The organism is Halobacillus litoralis (genome assembly GCF_009856415.1).
Lineage (GTDB): Bacteria > Bacillota > Bacilli > Bacillales > Halobacillaceae > Halobacillus > Halobacillus litoralis_C.
On sequence record NZ_WMEZ01000002.1, the window covers coordinates 134,514 to 157,613 of the forward strand.

Genomic DNA, 23,100 nt, shown 5'->3' on the forward strand with positions numbered 1-23,100 from the left:
CACGTACACCTCACAACATGATCAACTTTGTCACCGGTTGTCCCATCCAATAGCCCCATTCACGCAAGAAGAATGGCACTTTCGTTTCCATGCTTTTATATGCCGAATACTGAGTCGGGACACCTTCGACCTTCATATTCAGATGTTTGGCCATGGCCACAGCCCTCTTTAAATGAAATTGGTCGCTGACAATTAAAAAGGAACGGATCCCTTTTTCGTGACTGACTTCTTTCGCATTACTCAAGTTATCTTCGGTGATCAGTGACCGATCCTCAAACAGAATATCTTCTTCTTTTACTCCATGCTCCATTGCATAATCTTTTCCTACTTCTGCTTCAGAGGAGGCTGCTTGTTCACTTTTACCGCCAGTGAGAATCAAGTATTCGACGCGTCCTTCTTTATATAGTTCTATTCCTTGCTTCAAACGCCCTTCAAAGACAGGGCTTGGCTTTCCATTCCATTGTGCGGCACCAAGGACGATGGCGGCATCGGCATCCGTTGCTTTCTCATCCCCATAGGTCCACACGGAATACCCCGTGTATAATGCATAGGCTAACAATATCAGTAAAATGATTTGAATGAGTCTTTTCATATCTCCTGGTTCTCCTACTCCCTGAATATATGTTCCATCATATCATAGAAAAAAGCCTCTCTGAATCATCAGAGAGGCTCATTTTGTAACTTATTTATTCAAGTTGTAGAATGCTTTCTCGCCAGCGTATGTTGCTGTTCCAAGCAGCTGGTCTTCGATACGAAGAAGCTGGTTGTACTTCGCTACACGGTCTGTACGGGAAGGAGCACCTGTTTTAATTTGACCCGCATTTGTCGCAACAGCGATGTCCGCGATTGTCGCATCTTCTGTTTCACCAGAACGGTGAGAGATAACAGCAGTATAACCTGCGCGCTTCGCCATTTCGATCGCTTCAAATGTTTCAGTAAGTGTACCGATTTGGTTCACTTTGATCAGGATGGAGTTGCCAACGCCTTCTTCAATCGCACGGCTAAGCTTCTCCGTGTTTGTTACGAACAAGTCGTCTCCGACAAGCTGTACGCGGTCTCCGATGCGGTCTGTAAGAAGTTTCGTTCCTTCCCAGTCGTTCTCGTCAAGACCGTCTTCGATTGAAACGATTGGGTACTTGTTCACAAGCTCTTCATACCAATCAACCATTTCTTCAGACGTACGAACCACACCTTCACCTTTCAGGTTGTACTTGCCATCTTCATAAATCTCTGAAGAGGCTACGTCCATCGCAAGCTTCACTTCTACGTCAGGCTTGTACCCTGCAGCTTCGATCGCTTCAATGATTGTAGATAGTGCTTCTTCGTTAGAACCAAGGTCAGGAGCGAATCCACCTTCATCACCTACACCAGTGTTGTATCCTTTGCTGGAAAGAACTTTCTTAAGAGAGTGGAAAATTTCTGCTCCCATACGTAGAGCTTCTTTGAATGTTGGTGCACCAACAGGCATAACCATGAATTCCTGGATGTCTACGTTATTGTCTGCGTGCTCTCCACCGTTCAGAATGTTCATCATTGGTGTTGGAAGCGTAGCCGCTGTGAAGCCTCCAAGATATTTGTAAAGTGGAAGACCTACAACGTCTGCAGCCGCGTGTGCAACAGCCATGGATACACCAAGGATTGCGTTCGCTCCAAGGTTTCCTTTGTTTTCTGTACCATCAAGTTCTCTCATCATTTGGTCGATGATCACTTGTTGTGTGACGTCCATACCTAGAAGGTTTGGAGCAATTTTTTCGTTTACGTTATCTACAGCGTTTTGTACACCTTTGCCAAGGTAACGCTCTTTATCACCATCACGAAGTTCAACCGCTTCGTATTCACCAGTGGAAGCGCCACTTGGAACAAGTGCTGTACCGAAAGCTCCGGATTCTGTATAAACTTCTACTTCAACAGTCGGGTTACCACGAGAGTCAAGGACTTCACGTGCATATACGTCAGTAATGTAAGGCATGAATATCTCTCCCTTATTTTTTAATTAGTGATTTTCCTGTCATTTCTTCAGGTTGTTCAACGTTCAAGAGTTCTAGCAATGTTGGTGAAAGATCACCAAGAATTCCTCCATCACGGAGTTCCGCCCCATCTTTCGTCACAATGACGGGTACAGGGTTTGTCGTATGAGCTGTCATAGCGTCTCCATCCAAGGTCGTCACCTCATCGGAGTTTCCATGGTCAGCTGTAATGATGGCATGGCCACCTTTTTCATGGATCTTGTCTACGATTTTACCTAAACATTCATCTACGGCTTCAATCGCTTTAATGGTCGGTTCAAGCATTCCTGAGTGTCCAACCATATCAGGATTGGCGAAGTTTAGAATGATCGCATTGTGTTTCTCTGCATCGAGGGCCTCAAGAAGGGCATCTGTAACTTCATAAGCACTCATCTCTGGCTGCAGGTCATACGTCGCGACTTTAGGAGAATCGATGAGGATGCGCTCTTCCCCTTCGAATTCTTTTTCACGACCACCGCTCATGAAGAACGTCACGTGTGGATACTTCTCTGTCTCGGCGATGCGCAATTGCTTCATGTCATTGTCAGCAAGGACTTCACCGACGGTATTTTTCAAATCGTTCGGTGGAAAAGCAATCTTACTTCTGACTTGGTCGCTGTATTGCGTCATACCAACAAAGTGAAGATTTTTCGGTGCGTTCTCTCCACGCTCATAACCGTCAAAGTCGTCATTTGCGAATGTACGGGAAAGTTGGATGGCACGATCTGGACGGAAATTGAAGAAAATGACACTGTCTTCATCTTCTACCGTTCCAATCGGGTTGTTGTCATCGTCTGTTAAAACGACAGGCTCAACAAACTCATCGTACACGTCCTGCTCATATGAATCTTCAATCGCTTTGATCGGATCCTTGTACGTCGGACCCTCACCATAGGCGATGGCATCGTAAGCTTTTTTCACACGTTCCCAGCGATTGTCACGATCCATCGCATAATAACGTCCGGAAAGGGTAGCCATTTGACCTACGCCTACTTCTTCAATCGCTTCTAGCGTCTGCTTGATATAAGTCTTAGCCGATTGCTGACCAACATCACGACCATCCAGGAATGCATGGATGTAAACTTTTTCAAGCCCTTCTTCTTTCGCCAGTTTCAAGGTGGCAATCATATGGTTAATATGACTGTGAATACCGCCATCAGATAACAGACCGAAGATATGAAGAGCTTTGCTTTTCGCCTTCGCTTCGCGAACCGCGTTCAGCAACACTTCATTTTCAAAGAAGTCCCCTTCACGGATGGAAAGGTTAATTCTTGTGAGACTTTGATAAACGACTCGGCCTGCACCGATGTTCAAGTGTCCAACTTCAGAGTTACCCATTTGACCTTCTGGCAGTCCGACAGCTTCCCCGCATGCCGTTAATTGAGAATGGGGGAATTGGTTCCAGTAACGATCAAAGTTTGGTGTGTTCGCTTGTTTGACAGCATTGCCTTTCTCTTCATCACGAAGAGCGTAGCCGTCAAGGATGATTAAGGCAGCAAGGTTTTGCTTACTCATTCTTACCTGCCTCCACTAGTTTTAGGAAAGAATCAGCTTCAAGGCTGGCTCCTCCTACTAGAGCACCATCAATGTCGGACTGAGATAGTAGTTCATCAACGTTTGCAGGCTTCACACTGCCGCCGTATTGAATGCGAACAGCTTCCGCTGCATCCGCACTTACATAATCACTGACAACTTTACGAATGTGTGTACAAACTTCATTCGCTTGTTCAGAAGTCGCTGTACGACCTGTGCCAATCGCCCAGATCGGCTCATATGCAATGATTGTCTCTGCACATTGGTCATTCGTGAGGCCGTCCAATGCTTTTTTCACTTGTGTCTCAACAACATTCATCGTTTCGTTTGATTCGCGTTGTTCTAGAGATTCCCCAACACAAATGATCGGTGTCAATCCGTGGTTGAATGCAGCATGGACTTTTTTGTTTACCTCTTCATCTGTTTCCTTGAAGATTTCACGACGCTCGGAGTGGCCAAGTACGACGTAAGAAACACCAAGCTCTTTCAGCATGACCGGACTTACTTCACCAGTAAACGCACCGCTTTCTTCAAAGTGCATATTTTGGGCACCGATTTTAAGACTAGTGCCTTCTGTTTCTTCTACAAGTTTTTGTAGAAAAGGAAATGGAGCACAAACAACCGATTCTACCTGCTCAGAGGAAGGAACTTCGTTTTTAGCTGTTTGAATAAAATCTTCCGCTTCACGGTGGTTTTTATTCATTTTCCAGTTACCAGCAATTACTTTTTTACGCATAGGTTTCACCTCTCCTTTTTATTTATCGTTCAACAAGGATACACCAGGAAGATCTTTACCTTCCATGAATTCCAAGGAAGCACCGCCGCCTGTGGAGACGTGGTCCATGTCATTTGCATATCCGAATTTCTCAACGGCTGCTGCAGAGTCGCCTCCACCGATGACCGTGTAGCCATCTGTTTCAGAAAGGGCATTCGCTACAGCTTTTGTACCGTTAGCAAAAGATTCGATTTCAAAGACTCCCATAGGTCCGTTCCAGATGACCAATTTAGAATCTTTAATGACCTTTGCATATTTTTCTCTCGTTTTCGGACCGATATCAAGGGCTTCCCAGTCGGCTGGGATGCTGTCGATTCCGACTTCTTCCTTGTTCGCAGAATCAGAGAAATCATCAGCAACAACGACATCTTCAGGCATAAGGAAGTTGACGCCCTTTTCTTCTGCTTTCTTCATATATTCTTTAGCTAAATCGATTTTGTCTTCTTCTAGCAGCGATTTACCGATTTCATGACCTAGTGCTTTGACGAATGTGTAAGCAAGACCTCCACCGATGATCAAGTTATCAACTTTATCGATCAAGTTGTCGATGACACCGATCTTATCTTTCACTTTCGCACCACCGATGATAGCTGTGAATGGACGTTCAGGATTGGACAGCGCCTTACCTAAAACATTGATTTCTTTCTCCATCAAGAAACCAGCAACGGCAGGGATATGCTCAGCAACACCTGCTGTGGAAGCATGCGCACGGTGAGCAGCACCGAAGGCATCGTTTACGTAGAGGTCAGCCATGTCTGCAAAAGCCTTGGCTAATTCCGCATCATTCTTCTCTTCACCAGGATGGAAGCGTACGTTTTCGATCAGAAGAACATCACCGTTTTCCATTTCAGAAATGGCTTTGTTTACTTCAGCTCCGTGTACTTCATCCGTTTTTGTAACGGTTTGTCCAAGAACATCACTCAGACGCTTGGCTACAGGGTCAAGACGAAGGTCTTCGACAACTTCCCCTTTTGGGCGTCCAAGGTGACTGGCAAGAATGACTTTTGCACCGTTTCCAGTCAGGTGCTTGATTGTAGGGAGGGCAGCTTTAATTCGAGTGTCGTCTGTGACCTCTCCCTCGCTCATTGGTACGTTGAAGTCGACACGGCAAAAGACGGTTTTCCCGCTCACTTCAACGTCGCGGATTGTTTTCTTATTCATAGAATGACAACCTCCTTGGTTTGTGGTCAGGTTCATCGCCTGCCCTTATGTACGTTTCCACAGTTTCATTGTGCAGAAACGCCGTTAAGCAGGATGCGAAAAAACATGGATAAAGGAGGAGGACCTGAGACCTCCTCCTTTCCAGCTTTTTCATAGTATTTTCTAAAACGGCTCAGATATTACAAGCCTTGGTTTTTAAGGTATACAGCCAAGTCTACACAACGGTTGGAGTAACCAGTTTCGTTGTCATACCAAGAAACGATTTTAACCATGTTGTTTTCAAGGATTAGTGTAGATAGACCATCAATGATTGAAGAGTGAGTGTTGCCATTGTAGTCCGTAGAAACAAGTGGTTCGTCACTGTAACCAAGGATTCCTTTAAGGTTACCTTCAGCTTCTGCGCGAAGAGCTTCATTCACTTCTTCAGCAGTTACATCTTTATCAAGCTCAGCAACCAAGTCTACGATGGAAACGTTGGATGTTGGTACACGCATAGCCATACCGCTAAGCTTGCCATCAAGGTGTGGAAGAACTTTTGCAACGGCTTGTGCAGCACCAGTTGTCGTAGGGATGATGTTCTCAGCAGCTGCACGAGCACGACGGTAATCTTTGTGTGGAAGATCAAGGATCTGCTGGTCGTTCGTGTAAGAGTGAACAGTTGTCATCATACCGCGCTTAAGACCGAACTTCTCGTCAAGAACTTTTGCGTATGGAGCCAGGCAGTTCGTTGTGCAAGAAGCGTTAGAGATGACGTGGTGAGAATCTTTGTCATACTGATCTTCGTTTACACCCATAACGACTGTAAGGTCTTCTTGCTTCGCTGGAGCAGAGATAACGACTTTCTTAGCACCTGCATCCAAGTGTTTCTTCGCATCGTCACGCTGAGTGAAGCGACCTGTAGATTCGATCACGATATCTACGCCAAGATCTCCCCAACCAAGTTGAGCTGGATCTTTTTCAGAAAGTACTTTGACTTCTTTTCCGCCGACAATCAGGTTGTCACCGTTTGTTGTCACTTCTTGCTCAAGCTTACCGTGTACAGTATCGTATTGAAGCAAGTGTGCAAGCATGTTTGCATCTGTCAAATCGTTAACCGCCACTACCTCTACATCATTGTTGTTCAAAGCAGCACGGAAAACATTACGTCCAATACGTCCAAATCCGTTAATACCAATTCTTACTGTCATGCAAAATTCCTCCTTAGGATGATTGAAATCATATTTATTTAAAGGGATAAATCCCTTATTAACTCTTGGGCTGCACCTTCATCAGTAATGAGGACATTACTCTGGCCCGGCTGGAAATAAGATGAGATGGCTTGTGCTTTCGAACAACCTCCAGCAACAGCAATGACATGTTTCGCACGTTTCAGATCTTCTAATTGCAGACCGACCGTACGTACTTTGTGAACGATCTCACCCTCCACATTGAAATAGTAACCAAAAGCCTCGCCTACCGCGTTGTACTTTTTGATTAATTCCATCTGTTCAGGAGAAGTCTTTCTCCGTTCTGCCATCGTTAGCGCATCCCCGACTCCGTGAATGACGATTTCAGCATTGCGGATGATGTCCAACACTTCTTTGATCGAAGGTTCTTCTTTTATCGTCTGATAGGATTCCTCACTTAATGGATCGGGTACATATAAAAGACGATAGTCACCTCTTGCTTTTTTCGCCATTTCCGCGCAAATCGTGTTGGCCTGGTTTTCAACTCTTTCACCTAAACCGCCACGTGCAGGTACGTATAAGCACTGATCAGCTCCAGATAGCGGCGTCATCACTTGCGCGACTGAAGCCATTGTCGTTCCGCCTGTGATGGCGATCGCCTGATTCGGCGACATATGTTCTTTCAAATATTGGACACATGCTTTTCCCATCTCTTGTTTTACCCAATTAAGCTCATCGCTATCACCTGGAACAACAACGACATAGTCTAAATTTAATTTATCCTTTAATTGTTGTTCTAAAACCTTTATCCCTGAGACCTCTTTAATAAACTCAGCCAACTGTTCGAGAATGTTCTGCCCTTCATAACTCAAGTGCATACCTCTTGAGGTAATCTCCACAGCTCCCTGTTTGTTCAAAAAGTCCACTTCGCTTCGGACAGTCCGTTCAGCAAGCTCAACACTTTCAGCCAACGCTCTCCGTCCTACAGGCTGCATGATCTGGATATAATACAGCAGCTGATAACGCCGCTGAATAACGTCCAGAACATCCGGGAATAATTTTTTTTGTAAGTCGATGAACGCTCTCATGGAAAAAGCCCCTTCTTTGAAATGGTGCCAACCGGGATGTATTACGTCCCAGCTAGTCATATTATGTCCCGCTCGGAGCAAAAAAATATCTTATTTCAATTTTCATATTACCAGTGGGGTCGTCCACGTGCAAGCGAAAACCTGGACCTTTTTCATTGTAAACGCTTCATTAGTTCGAAGTAATCAATTTGACGATAATCCAACTCTTCCTCACCGATTTTTAATACCGGTATCTCGAGCATATACTTCTCCAGCCATTCGGGATCGCTCTCAATATCCACCAATACTACTGTGACATCAAATAGAGACAACAAGTCCTTGACTTCATCACATAACCCACAGTTTTCTTTTACATACAATATTACTTCAGACATCGACATGCCTCCCTGATCTTACATGTTCATCCTACCAAAAGACCATCGCCTCATCCATTCTTCTGCAGAACTTAAACACAAAAAAAGACACGCTTCAAGAAGCATGTCCCTTTTTATCATAAAAACCGTTATCGATTTTCAACTTCCGTTTATCCAAGAAATCCGATAACTCTTCGCCTACATAATTTTCGGGTGTCCGTTTCAATGACTTATAGTTGAAGGATAACTTTTGTTGCTCCTGCATATCGAACACGTGAATCCGCCTGTCTTCAGAAACCTCTTCGGTCGACAACATTTTATAACGGATTAGGTTTGTCATAAATACCCCTCTTCTAAATAAAGCGAAAAGTCTGACTTTATTTATTTTATAGTAACATAGAAAAAGCGCGAAATAAACATCATTGCGATAATAAACCCAAATAAACGTTCGTATAATTCCTGTGAGATTTCTGTTCAATTATTATTTAAATAACACTTATGTAACCGTAAAGGATCACAAGAGGTTATTATATTAATATAATGATATTTCTGTAAAAAAAGGACCTCCCTTACATTTAAGGAAGGTCCATCTAGTTAGCGCGCCCGAGAGGATTCGAACCCCCGACTGACGTAGAACCGGAATCTACCGCTCTATCCAACTGAGCTACGGGCGCAAAAGCGACATGCATTTAATATTATAAGGAGAATCCCTCAAAAACGCAACCCATTTTTTCAACCTTGAAGAAAAGCTTCCTATTTTAGAAGACTCAGTTTCGAGACGTTTGTGTGAGCGGTTCGAGGAGTCCGTGGGTGACTCGCTTTCCGCGGGAATACAGGGAGCACCTTCCGAATAGGCCTTAATAAATCTTATCTGGTTGAAATAATGAATGAAGTTTGTACAAAAACACACACGTTTGTGTCTCCATTCGCTTTACATGCGGACGTTTCCCAGCCCTTGTTTCCACGCCTTATTCGTGCAGGTTTTGAAAAAACGACTCAATAACGGTGTAGTTAAGCAGGTCTCCGTTCCAGAACTCGGCAGGTTACTGTTAGAGGGATTTCGAGAACCTCACATGGCCAAGGGGCGGAGGGAAACGGTGAGACTCCTATTCTAAGTGTGGAGGCACCTTGGTCAGCGGCGTATGGACTGGACTGAGCTGGCGGAGATAAAGGAAACACGAAGAGCGTAGCGATTCGATGTTGACTTATCGTACAAAAGCGAGGGAAGTCTCACTAGCCGCTAGGCGCCCGGAACCGGATATGATGGGAAGTGCGTGGTAGATGAGAATTGAGTTTCCCACAGTCCTGTCATATAGCTTAATTATAGGATGGGACGTTTATATAGGTAAATTTAGGGTATGATGGTAGAAGGAATTGGAACACATCACATAGAACGAATAAGAGTAACCGTTTTTCATACTTAAAAGGCGTGAGAACCCTTGCTGAAATAAAGGATAAAAGGTCGATTGTTTTTGTTTGACCTTTATTGACCTTATAGGTATGATGAATGTATTCCATCATTATTAATTTGATGTTAAGGAGGAATTTCAAATGAATTTAGTCCCTACAGTTATTGAACAAACAAACCGCGGAGAACGTGCCTATGATATTTATTCCCGCTTACTTAAAGACCGCATTATCATGCTAGGAAGTCCGATTGATGATAACATCTCAAACTCTGTTGTTGCACAGTTGCTTTTCCTTGCGGCTGACGATCCAGAAAAAGATATTTCCCTATACATCAACTCTCCTGGTGGATCGATCACAGCTGGTATGGCGATTTATGATACGATGCAGTTTATCAAACCGAACGTATCTACAATCTGCACAGGTATGGCTGCATCTATGGGTGCATTCTTGCTTAACGCTGGTGAACCAGGTAAACGTTACGCACTACCTAACAGTGAAGTCATGATACACCAACCTCTGGGAGGAACCCAAGGTCAGGCATCTGATATCGAAATTCATGCGAAACGCATTATCAAAATGCGCGAAAAACTGAATAAAATCCTTGCTGAGCGTACGGGACAGCCGATGGAAGTCATCGAGCGCGACACAGATCGTGATAACTTCATGTCTGCGCATGAAGCGGTTGACTATGGCTTGATCGACAAAGTAATGGAGAAAAACGAACAATAAGCAAAACACAAAATCCGCTGTGATCACACAGCGGATTTTTTTGTCCTGTATGAAAACGTTCCCTCATTGGAGAACGTTCATTTTTTCACATAAATACCGATTACTCATTCTTCACAAAGTCGGTAAGCACCTGAACCGCTTCTTCTTCATCGGAACCGTCTGCAATTAATTTGATTTCCTCATCCGTCCCGACAGCAAGGCTCATTAACCCCATAATACTTTTGGCATTCACACGCTTCTCACCTTTTTCAATGAAAACATCTGCGGTGAACTTGTTCGCTTCTTGTACGAATTGTGCTGCTGGTCTTGCCTGTAACCCCGTCTCAAGTTCGATCGTTATCGTCCTTTCAATCACCTGTCATTCTCCTCTCATTCTATATTTCAACTTCTTTGTAAGCGGATTCAACACTGAGAAAAAAGAACGCTCTCTTATAGAAAGCGTTTATAATTGTATTTCATTATAGCATGAATTTGTTAAGGAAACATTAATTTCTTGTGTTTTCTGTGACTTCACCTTTTCTAACTTTTTCAGCGAACTCGTCGATTTTACGCAGGCGGTGATTGATGCCTGATTTACTAATTGATCCACCAGAAACATACTCCCCAAGCTCTTTCAAAGAAACTTCCTGATGCTCTAACCTTAAGGATGCAATCTCCTGCAATTTATCTGGGAGGGCTTCTAAGCCTACGGTCCGTTTAATGAATTTTATGTTCTCCACTTGTCGGAAAGCTGCACCGATCGTCTTATTCAAATTTGCGGTTTCACAATTGACGAGACGATTGACGGAGTTTCTCATATCCCGGACGATCCTCACATCTTCAAACTTGAAAAGAGCCTGGTGTGCTCCGATATTGCTGATAAGCTCCGTGATTTTATCCGCTTCTTTCAAGTAGGTGATGTATCCTTTTTTACGACTGAGTGTCCTCGCGTGCAACCCGAAGCTATTCATAAGCTTACACAACGCCTCGTTGTGTTCCTCATCAGATGAATAAATTTCAAGGTGATAGGAAGAGGTCTCTGGGTTGTTGACGGAACCTCCTGCAAGAAATGCCCCACGTAAATAAGCCCTTTTACAACACGTATCGCTCAAGTACTTTTGAGGAATGTCTGGATTAATGGAAAGAGGACCTTTCAAGATTTGAAGATCTTCAAGAACGACCTTCGCTTTCTCCGTCATCCTTACAATATAGACATTGTTCTTTTTCAACCTCATCTTTTTCCGAACAAGGAGTTCTACCGGGTAGGGATAAAGCTTTTTGATTAACGTGTAGATCCTTCTGGCAATCGCTGCGTTTTCCGTTTGTACATCCAGAATGTACTCACGATTGGAAAGGGAAAATGTGCCGTTCATGCGTACAAGGGCAGCTAGTTCCGATTCCATGCAGCAAGTATCTGCTTCTACATTCGTTAATTCTTTTTTGATCTCTGATGCAAATGACATGATGTACACCCCCTTCTACCTACCACGCAACACCTATAGCATGGAGTGCAATAACTTTGCTAACTTCTCTGTGTCATGACGTAACATAGGCTTGCTATGGTCGATGATATCTTCTTCTATAACTTTCAATCCCATGGATTTAATTCTTTCAATATCGTAAATGACGGGCTCCGCATTTTCTTCAGCATACGCAGCCCTCACCCCTTGATCGATCGGTTGATTATGCACAATCACTGACTGTAACACACCTTCTCCAATATGATCAAATAAGGCCTGGATATGGTCAGCAGCCGTGTAACCAGAAGTTTCTCCCTCCTGCGTCATCACGTTGCATATATAAGTGACCATCGCTTTCGTTTCTTTCAGAGCCTGCCCGATTTCCGGAATGATGATGTTCGGTAAGATACTTGTGTAAAGACTTCCGGGAGAGATGACAATCAAATCCGCGGATTTGATTGCTTCTACGGCTTCCGGCAAAGGCTGAACCGGCGTAGGGCTCACGTACACCCTTTTTATTTTCTTGTTCTGCTTTGGAATGCTTGACTCACCGGTAACCACTGTTCCATCCTCCATCTCCGCATGAAGGTTCATGGAATGGTTCGCAATCGGATAAATATGACCACGCACATTCAAGACTCTGGAGATTTCTTTAATCCCTTTATAGAAGTCTCCCGTCATGGATGCCATCGCAGCTAGCAAAAGGTTTCCCATGGAATGACCGGACAAGCCGTTGCCTGCTGCAAAACGGTGTTGGAAAAGATCAAGGAGCATCGGCTCAGCATCGGAAAGAGCAGCCACGACATTCCTGATATCCCCCGGGGCAGGAATAGCCATCTCGTTACGCAAGCGTCCGGAGCTTCCACCATCATCAGCAACCGTGACAATGGCTGAAAGGTCGATCGGTAAATTTTTCAACCCGCGCAAAAGCACAGGCATTCCGGTCCCGCCACCTACAACGACGACACGCGGCTTGGTCTTATGATCCATCCGTTACAAACCCTTTCTTTTATCAATGTCTCTGTGCGTGACATGGGTCACGAAATCAGTGGAGAAATATTCCGATAAATGCTCAGCAAGCGCAACAGAGCGATGTTGGCCGCCTGTACAGCCGACTGCAACGACAAGTTGGCTTTTCCCTTCACGTTTGTATTGAGGTAGCATGAAGTGCAGCAAGTCCTTCAATTTTTCAAGGAACTTCTGTGTATCTGTCCATTTAAACACATAAGAGGATACTTCTGTGTTCAGCCCTGTCAACGGGCGCATATGCTCAACATAGTGCGGGTTTGGCAGGAAACGGACATCAAACATTAAGTCTGCATCAATGGGAACGCCGTATTTAAAGCCGAAGGATACCATTTGAATGGAAAACACCTGTTGTTCCTTCTGGCGATACTTTTCAATAATTCGCTCACGGAGTTCTTTCGGCTTCAATGATGTCGTATCAATAATCGTCTGCGAACGGCCTCTCAGCTCATCCAGCATTTTTCTCTCTCTACGAATACCTTCAAGCGGCAAACCTTCTTTAGCAAGGGGGTGAGATCTTCGTGTTTCTTTATAGCGGGAAACAAGCGCCTGATCTTCTGCATCAAGGAAAAGAATGTGTTCTTGCAGCCATTCCTCTTTTCCAAGACGGTCTAGAGAATCAAAGAGCGCGTCGAAAAATTCCCTTCCTCGTAAATCCATCACTAGCGCCACATTTTGGATATTGTTGCTGGAATCTTTCATCAGTTCAAGAAATTTCGGAAGCAGCGCCGGCGGTAAGTTATCGACACAAAAAAAACCGAGATCTTCAAAGCTTTGAACAGCTACGGTTTTCCCTGCCCCTGACATCCCTGTGATGATTACTAACTGAGTATCGTTGGCATTTACTGGCATCTTTCATCGCTCCCCATTAGTCAGGTCGTGACGGATCCAAATCTTGATCAATCAAGCGGAAGTCCGTCGTATATACAAATGTTCCATATACTTGCTCTTCACTACTTAAGATGTGCTTGAAAATTCTCCGATCTCCCTCTGCCATCGGCTTTTGAAGAACTTCTTCAACCGGAACCCATTCCAATTCGCCTTCTTCACTTTCATCAAGCAAATCTCCCGAATAGCTCGTACTGTAAAAAGTAAACATCATCCATTCTTGAGCGGTTTTCTCTTCTTCCCTCATAATGAATGTAAAGGAACCACGAAGCTCAGGATGATCAATGGAAAGTCCGGTTTCTTCTTTAAACTCACGGACGACGGAATCTTTGATATTCTCTCCGGCTTCCATCTTTCCACCAGGGGCTACATACCAGCCTCTGCGTGGTTTTTTTAACATCAATACGGAATCATCAACTCTCAAAATACAATTCGCTACACGCTGCATCGTTATGGTCACCTCAATTTCTTTCTAGAGGGCATCTCCACCCATTATACAATGAATACACAGGTTGCTACAATATTATGTTCCACAGCCTGGATTGAAAACAATTTCCTTAAACTTATCTGTAATCTAAACCCGGTCCGTTTAGAAGAACCTGTTTCGAGATTATTGTTTGAGGGACGATGACTAGGTAAACGGCTCGTCCTGCTCCACTCCCCACACCTCTGATCATCGATCCTTCTTTAACCCCGTCTATTCACATCCAGATTTAACAAATCAACACAAAAAAAGACACAGATGACGAGCACCTGTGCCTCATAGAGATTAATCTATTAAAAGGGGGTCAATTAATCATTTCCATCGTAACAGGAAAATATTTCATCGGTGTTACACCCGAGTTAAAATGTTGTTTCTTTTTTAATTGACGACCTTCAATTCCTCTAAAAGATTTTCAATATAGTGCTGGGCAGATTGTGCGGCGATACTTCCATCACCAGTTGCTGTCACAATTTGGCGCAATTCTTTTTCACGGATATCTCCGGCAGCGAAAACGCCTGGTACTTTCGTTTCCATGTTTTCATCTGTTTCGATATATCCTTGTTCATTCGTGATGCCTAAGCTTTCGAAAGGTTTGGACAATGGAATCATTCCGATATAAATGAACGTACCATTGGTATCAAAATTGTATTCTTCATCTGTTTTTTTATTGTGAAGCGTAACGCTTCCTACTTTTCCATCTTTCTCATTGATGGATTTAACAACGGTATCCCAGATGAAATCGATTTTGTCGTTATCAAACGCACGGTCCTGAAGAATCTTTTGGGCACGTAATTCATCACGACGGTGAACGATTGTTACTTTGCTTGCAAAGCGAGTAAGGTAGACACCTTCTTCTACTGCAGAATCTCCTCCGCCAACAACGACTAGTTCTTTATCACGGAAGAATGCTCCGTCACAAACCGCGCAATAAGAAACACCGCGGCCGCCGAGTTCTTTTTCACCTTGCACACCAAGTTCTTTATATTGAGCACCTGTCGTTACGATGACGGCACGTGCTTTATATTCTTTGTTACCGGCTTTGACCGTCTTGTATTCCTTGCCATCCACCACTTCTTTGATGTCGCCATACGCATATTCGGCACCGAATTTTTTCGCGTGGTCGAACATTTTATTGGATAGATCTGGTCCAAGAATACTCTCAAAGCCTGGGTAGTTTTCAACGTCTTCTGTATTCGCCATTTGACCACCCGGAATTCCACGCTCGATCATAAGCGTATCCAAGTTGGCACGGGAGGTGTATACAGCAGCTGTCATACCAGCAGGACCTGCTCCGGCAATAATGACATCATAAATGCGATCTTCACTCATCAATCTTCACTCCTTATGAATCCAAATAATCTCAGTTGCAATTCCTGTACATATCATAGTAAATCATACGAAAACCGTCCATTAATGTGCTTACAGGTGAGGGAAATGCATGTTTACCTATACATGCTCCCAGGGGCCGCCTTCATTCCCCATCTTCGGGAATTGTTTGCAACCCTTTTCCCATAGCTGCAACGCCTTGGATGGATGGCCTGTATGATAAACGGAAATGCTGTACCACTTATAGTAAACTCTCCGGCGAGTGACCTGCTTATTTCGAAGCGATCTGAACCGTTCGACCGCTTCTTGATAATAGCCTGCTCTTGCTAGAGTTTCAGCTACGGCTAGTTTTTGTTGTTCATGCATAGGAAATACATTGCGGAGCCGTTCAATGTGAAAAGCCGCTTCTTCCGTCAAACCCTGCTTTAAATAAAAGGTAGCCAAATTCACATCACAGTGAAGGTTCGTTGGTTCTTTTTCCAGGATCTCTTTTTCAAACTGAATCGCTTCGTCACGCTCTCCGTTCATGAACAAAGCATAGGCGTATCGGTGTTTGGCGATTTTGAAGTCCGGGAAATGCTCCATCATTTCATCAAGAACACTTAACGCCTGATCCCACTCTTCGTGCTCTAAATGATAAAAGGCGGTTTCCTGATAGATGATCAGCTCATCTTCATCCTCGAACGCCCAATCATCGTCTTCATCTTCTTCCTCTAATGAATCCAACATCTCGCTCAATTGTTTAGCCGCCTCTTCAAATTCACCGTCACCAGGTTGCTCTAAATAAGTGTCGACATATTTTTTTGCATCATTAAGAAGACCAAGATGTGCGTAATTATTCGCCATCAGGTAGTAACAATCGACGTATTCTTTGCCGTGTTCAGCCAATACCTCGGTGAGTACCTGATTGGCGGCATGATAAGAGCCAACTTCTGTATAAACAACAGAAAGTTGGCATGGATACAATGGTTCCTCGGGAGAAGCTTCAACCGCCTTTTTCAGCCACTTGACAGCAGCACTGAAACGACGCTTTTGAAAAGCTTGAATCCCATGAGAAAAATAAAATGAACCTGTAGGTACAAATGGGATAATGTTCGTATCCTGTTGTGCTGTAGTTCCTTTTAGTGTTGTCGTCATGACTGTCCCCCTGTTTCCGTTTCAAATCTCACTAATTATGCAGTATAACATAAAAGCTCACAGAGAAATAGGAGAAAAGTGTAATCCGTTTAGGAATGGCGTTTTTCCAAAACATCGAGAACATCATCCAGTGGGACTTGACGATCAGTCAGGATTAATAAGAGGTGGAATAAAAGATCCGCAGATTCCAATGCGATTTCTTCCGGATCATCATTTTTGGCAGCAATGATGACTTCCCCTGCTTCCTCACCGATTTTCTTCGCAATCCGGTCGACACCTTCCTGGAACAGAGTGGCTGTGTAAGAGCCTTCAGGAAGGGTTGCTTTTCGATCAGCCAGAACTGTTTGAAGCTCATCCAGGATTTGATAGCGATTTTCTTTGGGCTTCCTTTCCGAATCAGTCAGTTCTTCAGAGAAACAACTATAATCCCCTTTGTGGCATGCTGGCCCCGAGGGTACTACTTGAACAAGCAACGCATCCTGGTCACAATCATAATGGATACTTCTTACTTCCTGTGTGTTCCCGGAAGTCTCCCCTTTGTGCCACAATTCCTGGCGGGAACGGCTGTAGAATACCGTTTCACCGATCTCCAACGTTTTTTTCAAAGATTCTTCGTTCATATAAGCTAAGGTCAGCACAGCTTTTGACTTTGCATCTTGTACGATTGCTGGAACGAGACCTTGTTGATCGAATTGAATTTCATCGATATTCATCGGACTGGCACTCCTTTTTCCTTCAAATAAGCCTTCACGTTTTGCACGGACGTCTCTTTATAGTGAAAAATCGATGCGGCAAGTGCAGCATCTGCGTCAACTTCAGTAAATACGTCATAAAAATGTTCACTGGACCCTGCCCCGCCGGATGCAATGACAGGAACATTCACGACTTCCTGTACGGCTTTTAATAGAGGTAGGTCAAAACCGGATTTTTCCCCATCTTTATTCATGGACGTAAGCAGAATTTCTCCCGCTCCAAGCTTGACCGCTTCTTTCGCCCAGTCGGTGACGAGCCAGTCGGTCGGCGTCCGCCCCCCATGCGTATAAACACGCCAGTTCACTGCCTCTTCGTCGTACTTCGCATCAATCGCCACAACGATGCACTGACTTCCGAAGTAATCCGCACCTTCCGTAATTAAAGCCGGCCTTTTCACAGCGGATGAATTCAAGGATACTTTATCTGCTCCATTGCGGAGCGTTTCCTTGATATCCTCAAGCGTCCGAATCCCACCACCGACTGTAAAAGGAATAGCAAGTTCAGAAGCAACAGATCGGACAACATCAATCATCGTTTTCTTTCCTTCATGGCTGGCAGAAATATCGAGAAAGACAAGCTCATCCGCCCCTTGTTCGTCGTACACTTTTGCAAGTTCGACAGGGTCGCCGGCATCGCGGATATCAACGAACTGTATGCCTTTAACGACACGGCCTTCTTTCACATCCAGGCAGGGAATGATTCGTTTGGAGAGCATTCAGTCCACCTCCACATCGAGCGCTTCTTTTAAGGTGAATTGGTTCGTGTACAAGGCTTTTCCAACAATTGATCCAATGACATTTCGACCCTTATATTCTTTCAGCTCAATAAGGTCATCCAAGCCTTTAATGCCTCCGGATGCAATGACGTCAACACCTGTTTCTTCAGCCAACCGAACGATTTCCTTCGTATTCGGGCCAGAAAGCATGCCGTCTTTTGCGATATCTGTATAAATGAATGTCTTCGCTCCCGCGGAAGCGAGGTCCTTCCCTAAATCCACAGCCTTCACTTCCGATTGTTCCAGCCATCCGGCTGTCGAAACAAAACCGTCACGCGCATCCAGTCCAATGGCTATCCGTTCTCCATACTTTGAAAGCAGCTGTTTGGTTGTTTCCACATCGCGGACAGCAAGAGAACCGATGATGACCCGATCGACGCCCTTATCCAAGTAAAAACGGACATCTTCTTCTGAACGTATTCCACCACCGATTTGTACACGGCAGTCCAATTCCTGCGCCACTCGTAACACATGTTCCGCATTTTGTTTGGAACCTTGTTTTGCTCCATCAAGGTCGACCATATGAATCCATGAAGCCCCTGCCTCAGCAAATTCCTTTGCCACCTCAAAAGGGTTTTCCCCATAGACGGTTTCTTTATCAAAATCGCCTTGTTCAAGACGCACACATTTTCCGTCACGCATATCAATCGCAGGATAGATCGTAAAGCTCATCATTAAAACTCCTCACTGTTTGCACATTACTTTACAAAAGTTCTCTAATAACTGCATGCCGGCTGTCCCGCTTTTTTCCGGGTGGAACTGGCTGGCTACAAGGTTTTCTTTCCCAATGATTGCAGGGACTTCCATATGATAATCAGACGTGGCATATAAAATAGAAGGATCATCCGTCTTCACAACAAAAGAGTGGACAAAGTAGACGTGGTCTTCCTTTACGTCTGTCATCAAAGGTTTATCTGGTTGATGAATTTCAAGTTGGTTCCAGCCCATATGTGGAACTTTGTAAGAACGTCCTTGTTCATCAATGCCTGGAAAACGGGAAATGGTGCCGGGGAACAACCCTAATCCTTCTGTAAGTCCGCCTTCTTCACTGCTCTCGAATAACAGCTGCATCCCTAGACATATACCGTAAACCGGTGTCCCTTCTGCCACTTTATCTTTTATAAAATCTATGAATCCATGTTCTTGAAGTGCTTTCATCGCATCCGGAAACGCGCCTACCCCAGGAAGGATGTATCCATCACAGCCTCCCAACGACTCCGGACGGTCACCGATTTTATAGTCCACGCCGAGTCGTTCAAGCGCTTTTGAAACACTGAATAAATTTCCCATACCATAATCGATGATGCCTATCATTATAAACTTCCTTTCGTACTCGGGACTCCTTTGACACGCGGATCGATTTGCGTCGCTTCATCCAAAGCACGTGCGAAGGCTTTGAACATCGCCTCAATAATATGATGGGTGTTATGCCCATGATGTAAGACGATATGTAAGTTCATCCGAGCTTCTACGGCAAGCTTCCAGAAAAATTCGTGGACATTTTCCGTGTCAAAGGTTCCGACGCGATCTTTCGGAAGCTCTGCACGCCACTCGAGGTGCGGACGGTCACTCAAATCAACCGCTACCGTGACAAGTGTCTCATCCATCGGCAGCGTCATGGAACCATATCGCTTCATGCCGTACTTATCTCCGACGGCTTCTCGTAACGCTTGTCCTAGACAAATTCCGATATCTTCGGTTAAGTGGTGATCATCCACTTCCACATCACCTCGTCCGACAACGGATAAATCAAAAAGGCCGTGTTTTGTGAACAATTCCAGCATGTGAGAAAGAAAAGGAACCTGGACATCCAAGTCTGCTTTTCCTCCTCCATCAATGCCAAGTTCAAGCTGTATATCCGTTTCTCTCGTTTTGCGTTCGATTCTTGATGCTCTCGTTTCTGTCATTTCCATCGCTCCTTACGTGTCTCTACTGCGCGTGCGTGGGCTTCCAACCCTTCCAACCGGGCGAACCGGGCAATTTTGTCGACGTTCGTTTCGAGGGCCTGTCTGCTGTATGAAATGATGCTCGATTTTTTCACAAAATCATCGACATTGAGAGGACTTGAGAAACGCGCTGTCCCATTCGTTGGCAGGACATGGTTCGGTCCAGCAAAATAGTCCCCGACTGGTTCACTGCTGTACGGCCCTAAGAAAATCGCTCCAGCATGCTTGATCTTTCCGAGCTCCTGAAAAGGATCTTCAGTCACGATTTCCAGGTGTTCAGGTGCCATTTCATTGATGGTTTCTACCGCTTCTTTCCATGATTCACAAAGGACGATCATTCCGTAGTCTTCCACGCTCTTTCTTGCGATATCTGCACGTGGCAGGGAATCCAGCTGTAATTGCACTTCTTTTTCCACAGCCTTCGCAAGTGTCTCACTCGTTGTCACAAGGGCGCTTGACGAACGCGCATCGTGTTCGGCTTGAGAAAGAAGGTCGGCGGCGATTTCTTCCGCACGAGCGGTTTCATCAGCAAGAATAGCGATCTCACTTGGTCCAGCAATCATATCAATATCGACATCTCCGAAAACTTCCCGCTTCGCAAGCGCAACAAAAACATTTCCTGGCCCGGTAATTTTATCGACGGAAGGAATCGTTTCTGTTCCATAAGCAAGAGCGGCAATGGCCTGTGCGCCGCCAACTTTGAATACATCTTCAACCCCAAGGATCTGCGCAGCAAGCAGGACACCGTCTGGTACTTTCCCATCCTGCCCAGGAGGAGTCACCATGACAACCCGCTCCACGCCAGCCACTTGCGCTGGAATCACATTCATGAAGACAGAGGAAGGATAAGCGGCCGTTCCCCCAGGCACGTAAACACCTGCGGCATCAATCGGTGTGATTTTCTGCCCTAAGAGGGTGCCATCTTCTGAACTGTCAAACCAGGAAGCGGTCTTTTGTTTTTCGTGGAAAGCACGAATGTTGTCCGCAGCCTCCTGAAGGATTTGAACGAACTCCCCATCGAGAGAGGCATACGCTTGTTCGAACTCTTCTTTTGACACTTTGAATGTTTCCATAGTGGCTTTGTCAAAACGCTTCGTATATTCTTTGACCGCCTCATCGCCTCGGCTCTTCACCTGTGAAATGATGTCCTGGACGGCTTTCCGCTGTTCTTCCGTTCCTTGATCGACGGAACGCTTCAATGACTTTAAGTCGGACTTATTCATGATCTTCATCAGCGCTCCCCTTCCATCACTTCACTTAGTTTGCTTACCATTTCTTCAATCTCGGTGCTCTTCAACCGGTAACTGACCGGATTCACAATCAAACGCGACGTAATATCGGTAATCTTCTCATACTCGACCAGGCCGTTTTCTTTCAACGTACGACCTGTCGATACGATATCGACAATCCGATCCGCCAATCCAATCAGAGGCGCAAGCTCAATCGATCCATTCAAAGGAATGATTTCAATCTGTTCACCCTGCTCGCGGAAATAGTCAGAAGCGACTTTCGGGTATTTCGTGGCGATCTTCGGCGCGATCCGGCTCAACGGCTGGTCAGGTAATCCCGCAACAGCTACATAGCAAGGGCTGATTTTCAAATCAAGTACTTCGTAAACATCCCGGTCCTGTTCTAACAGGACGTCTTTACCGGCGATCCCGATATCTGCCGCTCCATATTCCACATATGTGACGACATCCATCGGTTTAGCCATCATGACACGGATGTTCTGTTCAGGAAATTCTAAAATCAGCTTTCTTGACTCATCCATGTCCGCTTCAAGCTCATAACCCGCTCGTTTCATCAGTTCAGCCGCTTCTTCGTAAATACGGCCCTTCGGCATGGCAATGGTCAACGGCTTACTCATCACGCTCACCTCCGCCTTTCGTCAAATCGATCGTTTCTGATAATTCCGCTTTAAATGCCTGTAAGTCCGGGATTTGGTCCACGTGTTGTAAAAGGACCGCCTGCCCAGCCTCACGATAGTGTTTCGCTTCCTTCAGCCCTTTTCCGTAACTATCATCGTCGACAATGACACCGATTCGCCCATCATCCGACTCTTGTTCGTTCAATGCTTCTACGAGACGTTCCAGGTGGATGGCAAAGCCAGTGGCTGATGCACTGAGCTGGAAGGAAGGCAGCAAGGTATCATAGCGGCCTCCGTTACAAAGAAGTGCCCCAAGGTTTGGCGCATAGCCTTCGAACAAAATGCCGGTGTAATAGTCCATATGGCTGATCAAGTTCAAATCAAAGTGAATGTATTTTTCGACCTCATACTGTTCTAGCAGACGATACAATTGCTTCAATTCATTCACGGCCTGCATGCAAGCTTGATTGCGCGCAAGTGAACGACTGCTTTCAAAGATTTCTTCGCCGCCTTTCAGTGCGAGCAGCTGAAGGAGAGCATCTTTTTTATCGTTTGGAACAGAAAGCTCCTTCACCGCTTCCCTGTATCCAACGTAATTTTTGCGATATAAGTAATTTAAAAGATATTCAATCGTATCTTCATCATCTCCGAGCAAATCTGTGAAAAAGGCTTTCACATAGCCAATGTGACCGACCGTAATAACAAAATCATCTAGTCCCGTTTGTTTCAAAGATTCCACAAGGAGGGCGATGACTTCTGCATCCCCATAAGAGGAATGGTCGCCAATCAATTCCGTTCCGACCTGTTCAAATTGAGCCGGCTTCCCTCCTTCGGTCTGCTGGGCACGGAATACCGGCCCTTCATACGCAAGACGAAGAGGAAACTCAGCATCCTTCAGCTGAGAAGCAGCCACCCTTGCAATTGGTGCTGTCATGTCCGGTCTCAATACGAGCGTGTGTCCTTGCTGGTCCAATAGCTTGAACAACTGCTGGTCAAGCGTCGCACTCACTTTTCCTACCGTTTCGTGATATTCCATGATCGGCGTATCCATGAACGAATATCCGAACGAAAGAATCGCATTCGATAATTGTTGGCGTGCTTTTGATTTTTGGTTATAAAAAAAGGGAAGCGTGTCCCGCATTCCCAGTGGTTTTTCAAACATCAGGCGTTTAACCAATGGCATTCATCCTTTCTTCAAATCCTTTAGCTTGCTAATATGCTAACATGATAAAGATAGA

The 23,100-nt window shown here is 45.0% G+C and carries 25 protein-coding genes and 1 tRNA gene; 1 reads left to right on the plus strand and 25 read right to left on the minus strand.

The window, feature by feature from the left end:
• Positions 1–10: 10 nt before the first annotated feature.
• The 10 genes from GLV98_RS06385 to GLV98_RS06430 all read right to left on the minus strand — a co-directional run bounded on the left by GLV98_RS06385 (position 11) and on the right by GLV98_RS06430 (position 8,756).
• Positions 11–592 carry a YdcF family protein gene (locus tag GLV98_RS06385; protein WP_160913242.1) on the minus strand — a complete coding sequence of 194 codons (582 nt, stop codon included), beginning with the start codon at positions 590–592 and terminating at the stop codon, positions 11–13.
• A gap of 90 nt (positions 593–682) precedes the next feature.
• Entirely contained in the window at positions 683–1,969 is a 1,287-nt protein-coding gene (gene eno / locus GLV98_RS06390) for a phosphopyruvate hydratase (protein WP_160913245.1), read from the minus strand.
• A gap of 13 nt (positions 1,970–1,982) precedes the next feature.
• Positions 1,983–3,521: a 2,3-bisphosphoglycerate-independent phosphoglycerate mutase gene (gpmI, locus tag GLV98_RS06395; RefSeq protein ID WP_160913247.1), complete on the minus strand. Its 1,539-nt coding sequence runs from the start codon at positions 3,519–3,521 to the stop codon at positions 1,983–1,985.
• Positions 3,514–4,275, minus strand: a complete 762-nt coding sequence (tpiA, locus tag GLV98_RS06400) for a triose-phosphate isomerase (protein ID WP_160913249.1) — start codon at positions 4,273–4,275, stop codon at positions 3,514–3,516. Before tpiA ends, gpmI begins: the two co-directional genes overlap by 8 nt.
• 18 nt (positions 4,276–4,293) lie before the next feature.
• Positions 4,294–5,475 carry a phosphoglycerate kinase gene (locus tag GLV98_RS06405; protein WP_160913251.1) on the minus strand — a complete coding sequence of 394 codons (1,182 nt, stop codon included), beginning with the start codon at positions 5,473–5,475 and terminating at the stop codon, positions 4,294–4,296.
• Between the two features lie 179 nt (positions 5,476–5,654).
• Positions 5,655–6,662: a type I glyceraldehyde-3-phosphate dehydrogenase gene (gene gap / locus GLV98_RS06410; RefSeq protein WP_160913254.1), complete on the minus strand. Its 1,008-nt coding sequence runs from the start codon at positions 6,660–6,662 to the stop codon at positions 5,655–5,657.
• A gap of 38 nt (positions 6,663–6,700) precedes the next feature.
• Positions 6,701–7,729, minus strand: coding sequence for a sugar-binding transcriptional regulator (locus GLV98_RS06415; RefSeq protein WP_160913256.1), 1,029 nt, complete (start codon positions 7,727–7,729; stop codon positions 6,701–6,703).
• Between the two features lie 152 nt (positions 7,730–7,881).
• Positions 7,882–8,103, minus strand: a complete 222-nt coding sequence (locus GLV98_RS06420; RefSeq protein WP_160913258.1) for a glutaredoxin family protein — start codon at positions 8,101–8,103, stop codon at positions 7,882–7,884.
• 94 nt (positions 8,104–8,197) lie between these two features.
• Positions 8,198–8,422 (minus strand): hypothetical protein, encoded by a 225-nt coding sequence (locus GLV98_RS06425; protein WP_160913260.1) that lies wholly within the window; start codon positions 8,420–8,422, stop codon positions 8,198–8,200.
• A 258-nt stretch (positions 8,423–8,680) separates the two neighbouring features.
• Positions 8,681–8,756: transfer RNA gene (locus tag GLV98_RS06430), tRNA-Arg, on the minus strand.
• 877 nt (positions 8,757–9,633) lie between these two features.
• Here GLV98_RS06430 and clpP point away from each other — a divergent pair.
• On the plus strand, positions 9,634–10,221 hold the full coding sequence (gene clpP, locus GLV98_RS06435; RefSeq protein WP_089651364.1) for an ATP-dependent Clp endopeptidase proteolytic subunit ClpP: 588 nt from the start codon (positions 9,634–9,636) through the stop codon (positions 10,219–10,221).
• Positions 10,222–10,321: 100 nt separating this feature from the next.
• Here clpP and GLV98_RS06440 read toward each other — a convergent pair whose 3' ends face one another.
• From GLV98_RS06440 to GLV98_RS06510, 15 genes are all read right to left on the minus strand, one after another.
• Positions 10,322–10,576: an HPr family phosphocarrier protein gene (locus GLV98_RS06440; protein WP_160913262.1), complete on the minus strand. Its 255-nt coding sequence runs from the start codon at positions 10,574–10,576 to the stop codon at positions 10,322–10,324.
• A gap of 130 nt (positions 10,577–10,706) precedes the next feature.
• A complete protein-coding gene (whiA, locus tag GLV98_RS06445) occupies positions 10,707–11,663 on the minus strand; it encodes a DNA-binding protein WhiA (RefSeq protein ID WP_160913264.1) in 957 nt (318 codons plus the stop codon).
• Between the two features lie 33 nt (positions 11,664–11,696).
• Positions 11,697–12,650: a gluconeogenesis factor YvcK family protein gene (locus GLV98_RS06450; protein WP_160913266.1), complete on the minus strand. Its 954-nt coding sequence runs from the start codon at positions 12,648–12,650 to the stop codon at positions 11,697–11,699.
• A 3-nt stretch (positions 12,651–12,653) separates the two neighbouring features.
• Positions 12,654–13,538 carry an RNase adapter RapZ gene (gene rapZ, locus GLV98_RS06455; protein ID WP_160913268.1) on the minus strand — a complete coding sequence of 295 codons (885 nt, stop codon included), beginning with the start codon at positions 13,536–13,538 and terminating at the stop codon, positions 12,654–12,656.
• A 16-nt stretch (positions 13,539–13,554) separates the two neighbouring features.
• The gene (locus GLV98_RS06460) at positions 13,555–14,022 is read right to left on the minus strand and encodes an 8-oxo-dGTP diphosphatase (protein WP_160913270.1); all 468 of its coding nucleotides are present in this window, start codon (positions 14,020–14,022) and stop codon (positions 13,555–13,557) included.
• Between the two features lie 414 nt (positions 14,023–14,436).
• Positions 14,437–15,387, minus strand: coding sequence for a thioredoxin-disulfide reductase (trxB, locus tag GLV98_RS06465; RefSeq protein ID WP_160913273.1), 951 nt, complete (start codon positions 15,385–15,387; stop codon positions 14,437–14,439).
• A 117-nt stretch (positions 15,388–15,504) separates the two neighbouring features.
• Complete coding sequence (locus tag GLV98_RS06470; RefSeq protein ID WP_160913275.1) at positions 15,505–16,521, minus strand: tetratricopeptide repeat protein; 1,017 nt, start codon at positions 16,519–16,521, stop codon at positions 15,505–15,507.
• A gap of 89 nt (positions 16,522–16,610) precedes the next feature.
• On the minus strand, positions 16,611–17,234 hold the full coding sequence (gene hisIE / locus GLV98_RS06475; protein ID WP_160913277.1) for a bifunctional phosphoribosyl-AMP cyclohydrolase/phosphoribosyl-ATP diphosphatase HisIE: 624 nt from the start codon (positions 17,232–17,234) through the stop codon (positions 16,611–16,613).
• Complete coding sequence (hisF, locus tag GLV98_RS06480) at positions 17,231–17,989, minus strand: imidazole glycerol phosphate synthase subunit HisF (RefSeq protein WP_160913279.1); 759 nt, start codon at positions 17,987–17,989, stop codon at positions 17,231–17,233. The genes hisIE and hisF overlap by 4 nt, the downstream gene beginning before the upstream one ends.
• Complete coding sequence (hisA, locus tag GLV98_RS06485; RefSeq protein WP_160913281.1) at positions 17,990–18,721, minus strand: 1-(5-phosphoribosyl)-5-[(5-phosphoribosylamino)methylideneamino]imidazole-4-carboxamide isomerase; 732 nt, start codon at positions 18,719–18,721, stop codon at positions 17,990–17,992. It abuts the gene before it with no gap.
• 12 nt (positions 18,722–18,733) lie between these two features.
• Complete coding sequence (gene hisH, locus GLV98_RS06490; protein WP_160913283.1) at positions 18,734–19,363, minus strand: imidazole glycerol phosphate synthase subunit HisH; 630 nt, start codon at positions 19,361–19,363, stop codon at positions 18,734–18,736.
• Positions 19,363–19,956, minus strand: a complete 594-nt coding sequence (gene hisB / locus GLV98_RS06495) for an imidazoleglycerol-phosphate dehydratase HisB (protein WP_160913286.1) — start codon at positions 19,954–19,956, stop codon at positions 19,363–19,365. Before hisB ends, hisH begins: the two co-directional genes overlap by 1 nt.
• Positions 19,953–21,227: a histidinol dehydrogenase gene (hisD, locus tag GLV98_RS06500; RefSeq protein WP_160913288.1), complete on the minus strand. Its 1,275-nt coding sequence runs from the start codon at positions 21,225–21,227 to the stop codon at positions 19,953–19,955. Before hisD ends, hisB begins: the two co-directional genes overlap by 4 nt.
• The gene (gene hisG / locus GLV98_RS06505) at positions 21,227–21,862 is read right to left on the minus strand and encodes an ATP phosphoribosyltransferase (protein ID WP_089651350.1); all 636 of its coding nucleotides are present in this window, start codon (positions 21,860–21,862) and stop codon (positions 21,227–21,229) included. The genes hisD and hisG overlap by 1 nt, the downstream gene beginning before the upstream one ends.
• Positions 21,855–23,039: an ATP phosphoribosyltransferase regulatory subunit gene (locus GLV98_RS06510; RefSeq protein ID WP_160913290.1), complete on the minus strand. Its 1,185-nt coding sequence runs from the start codon at positions 23,037–23,039 to the stop codon at positions 21,855–21,857. The genes hisG and GLV98_RS06510 overlap by 8 nt, the downstream gene beginning before the upstream one ends.
• Between the last annotated feature and the right edge of the window lie 61 nt (positions 23,040–23,100).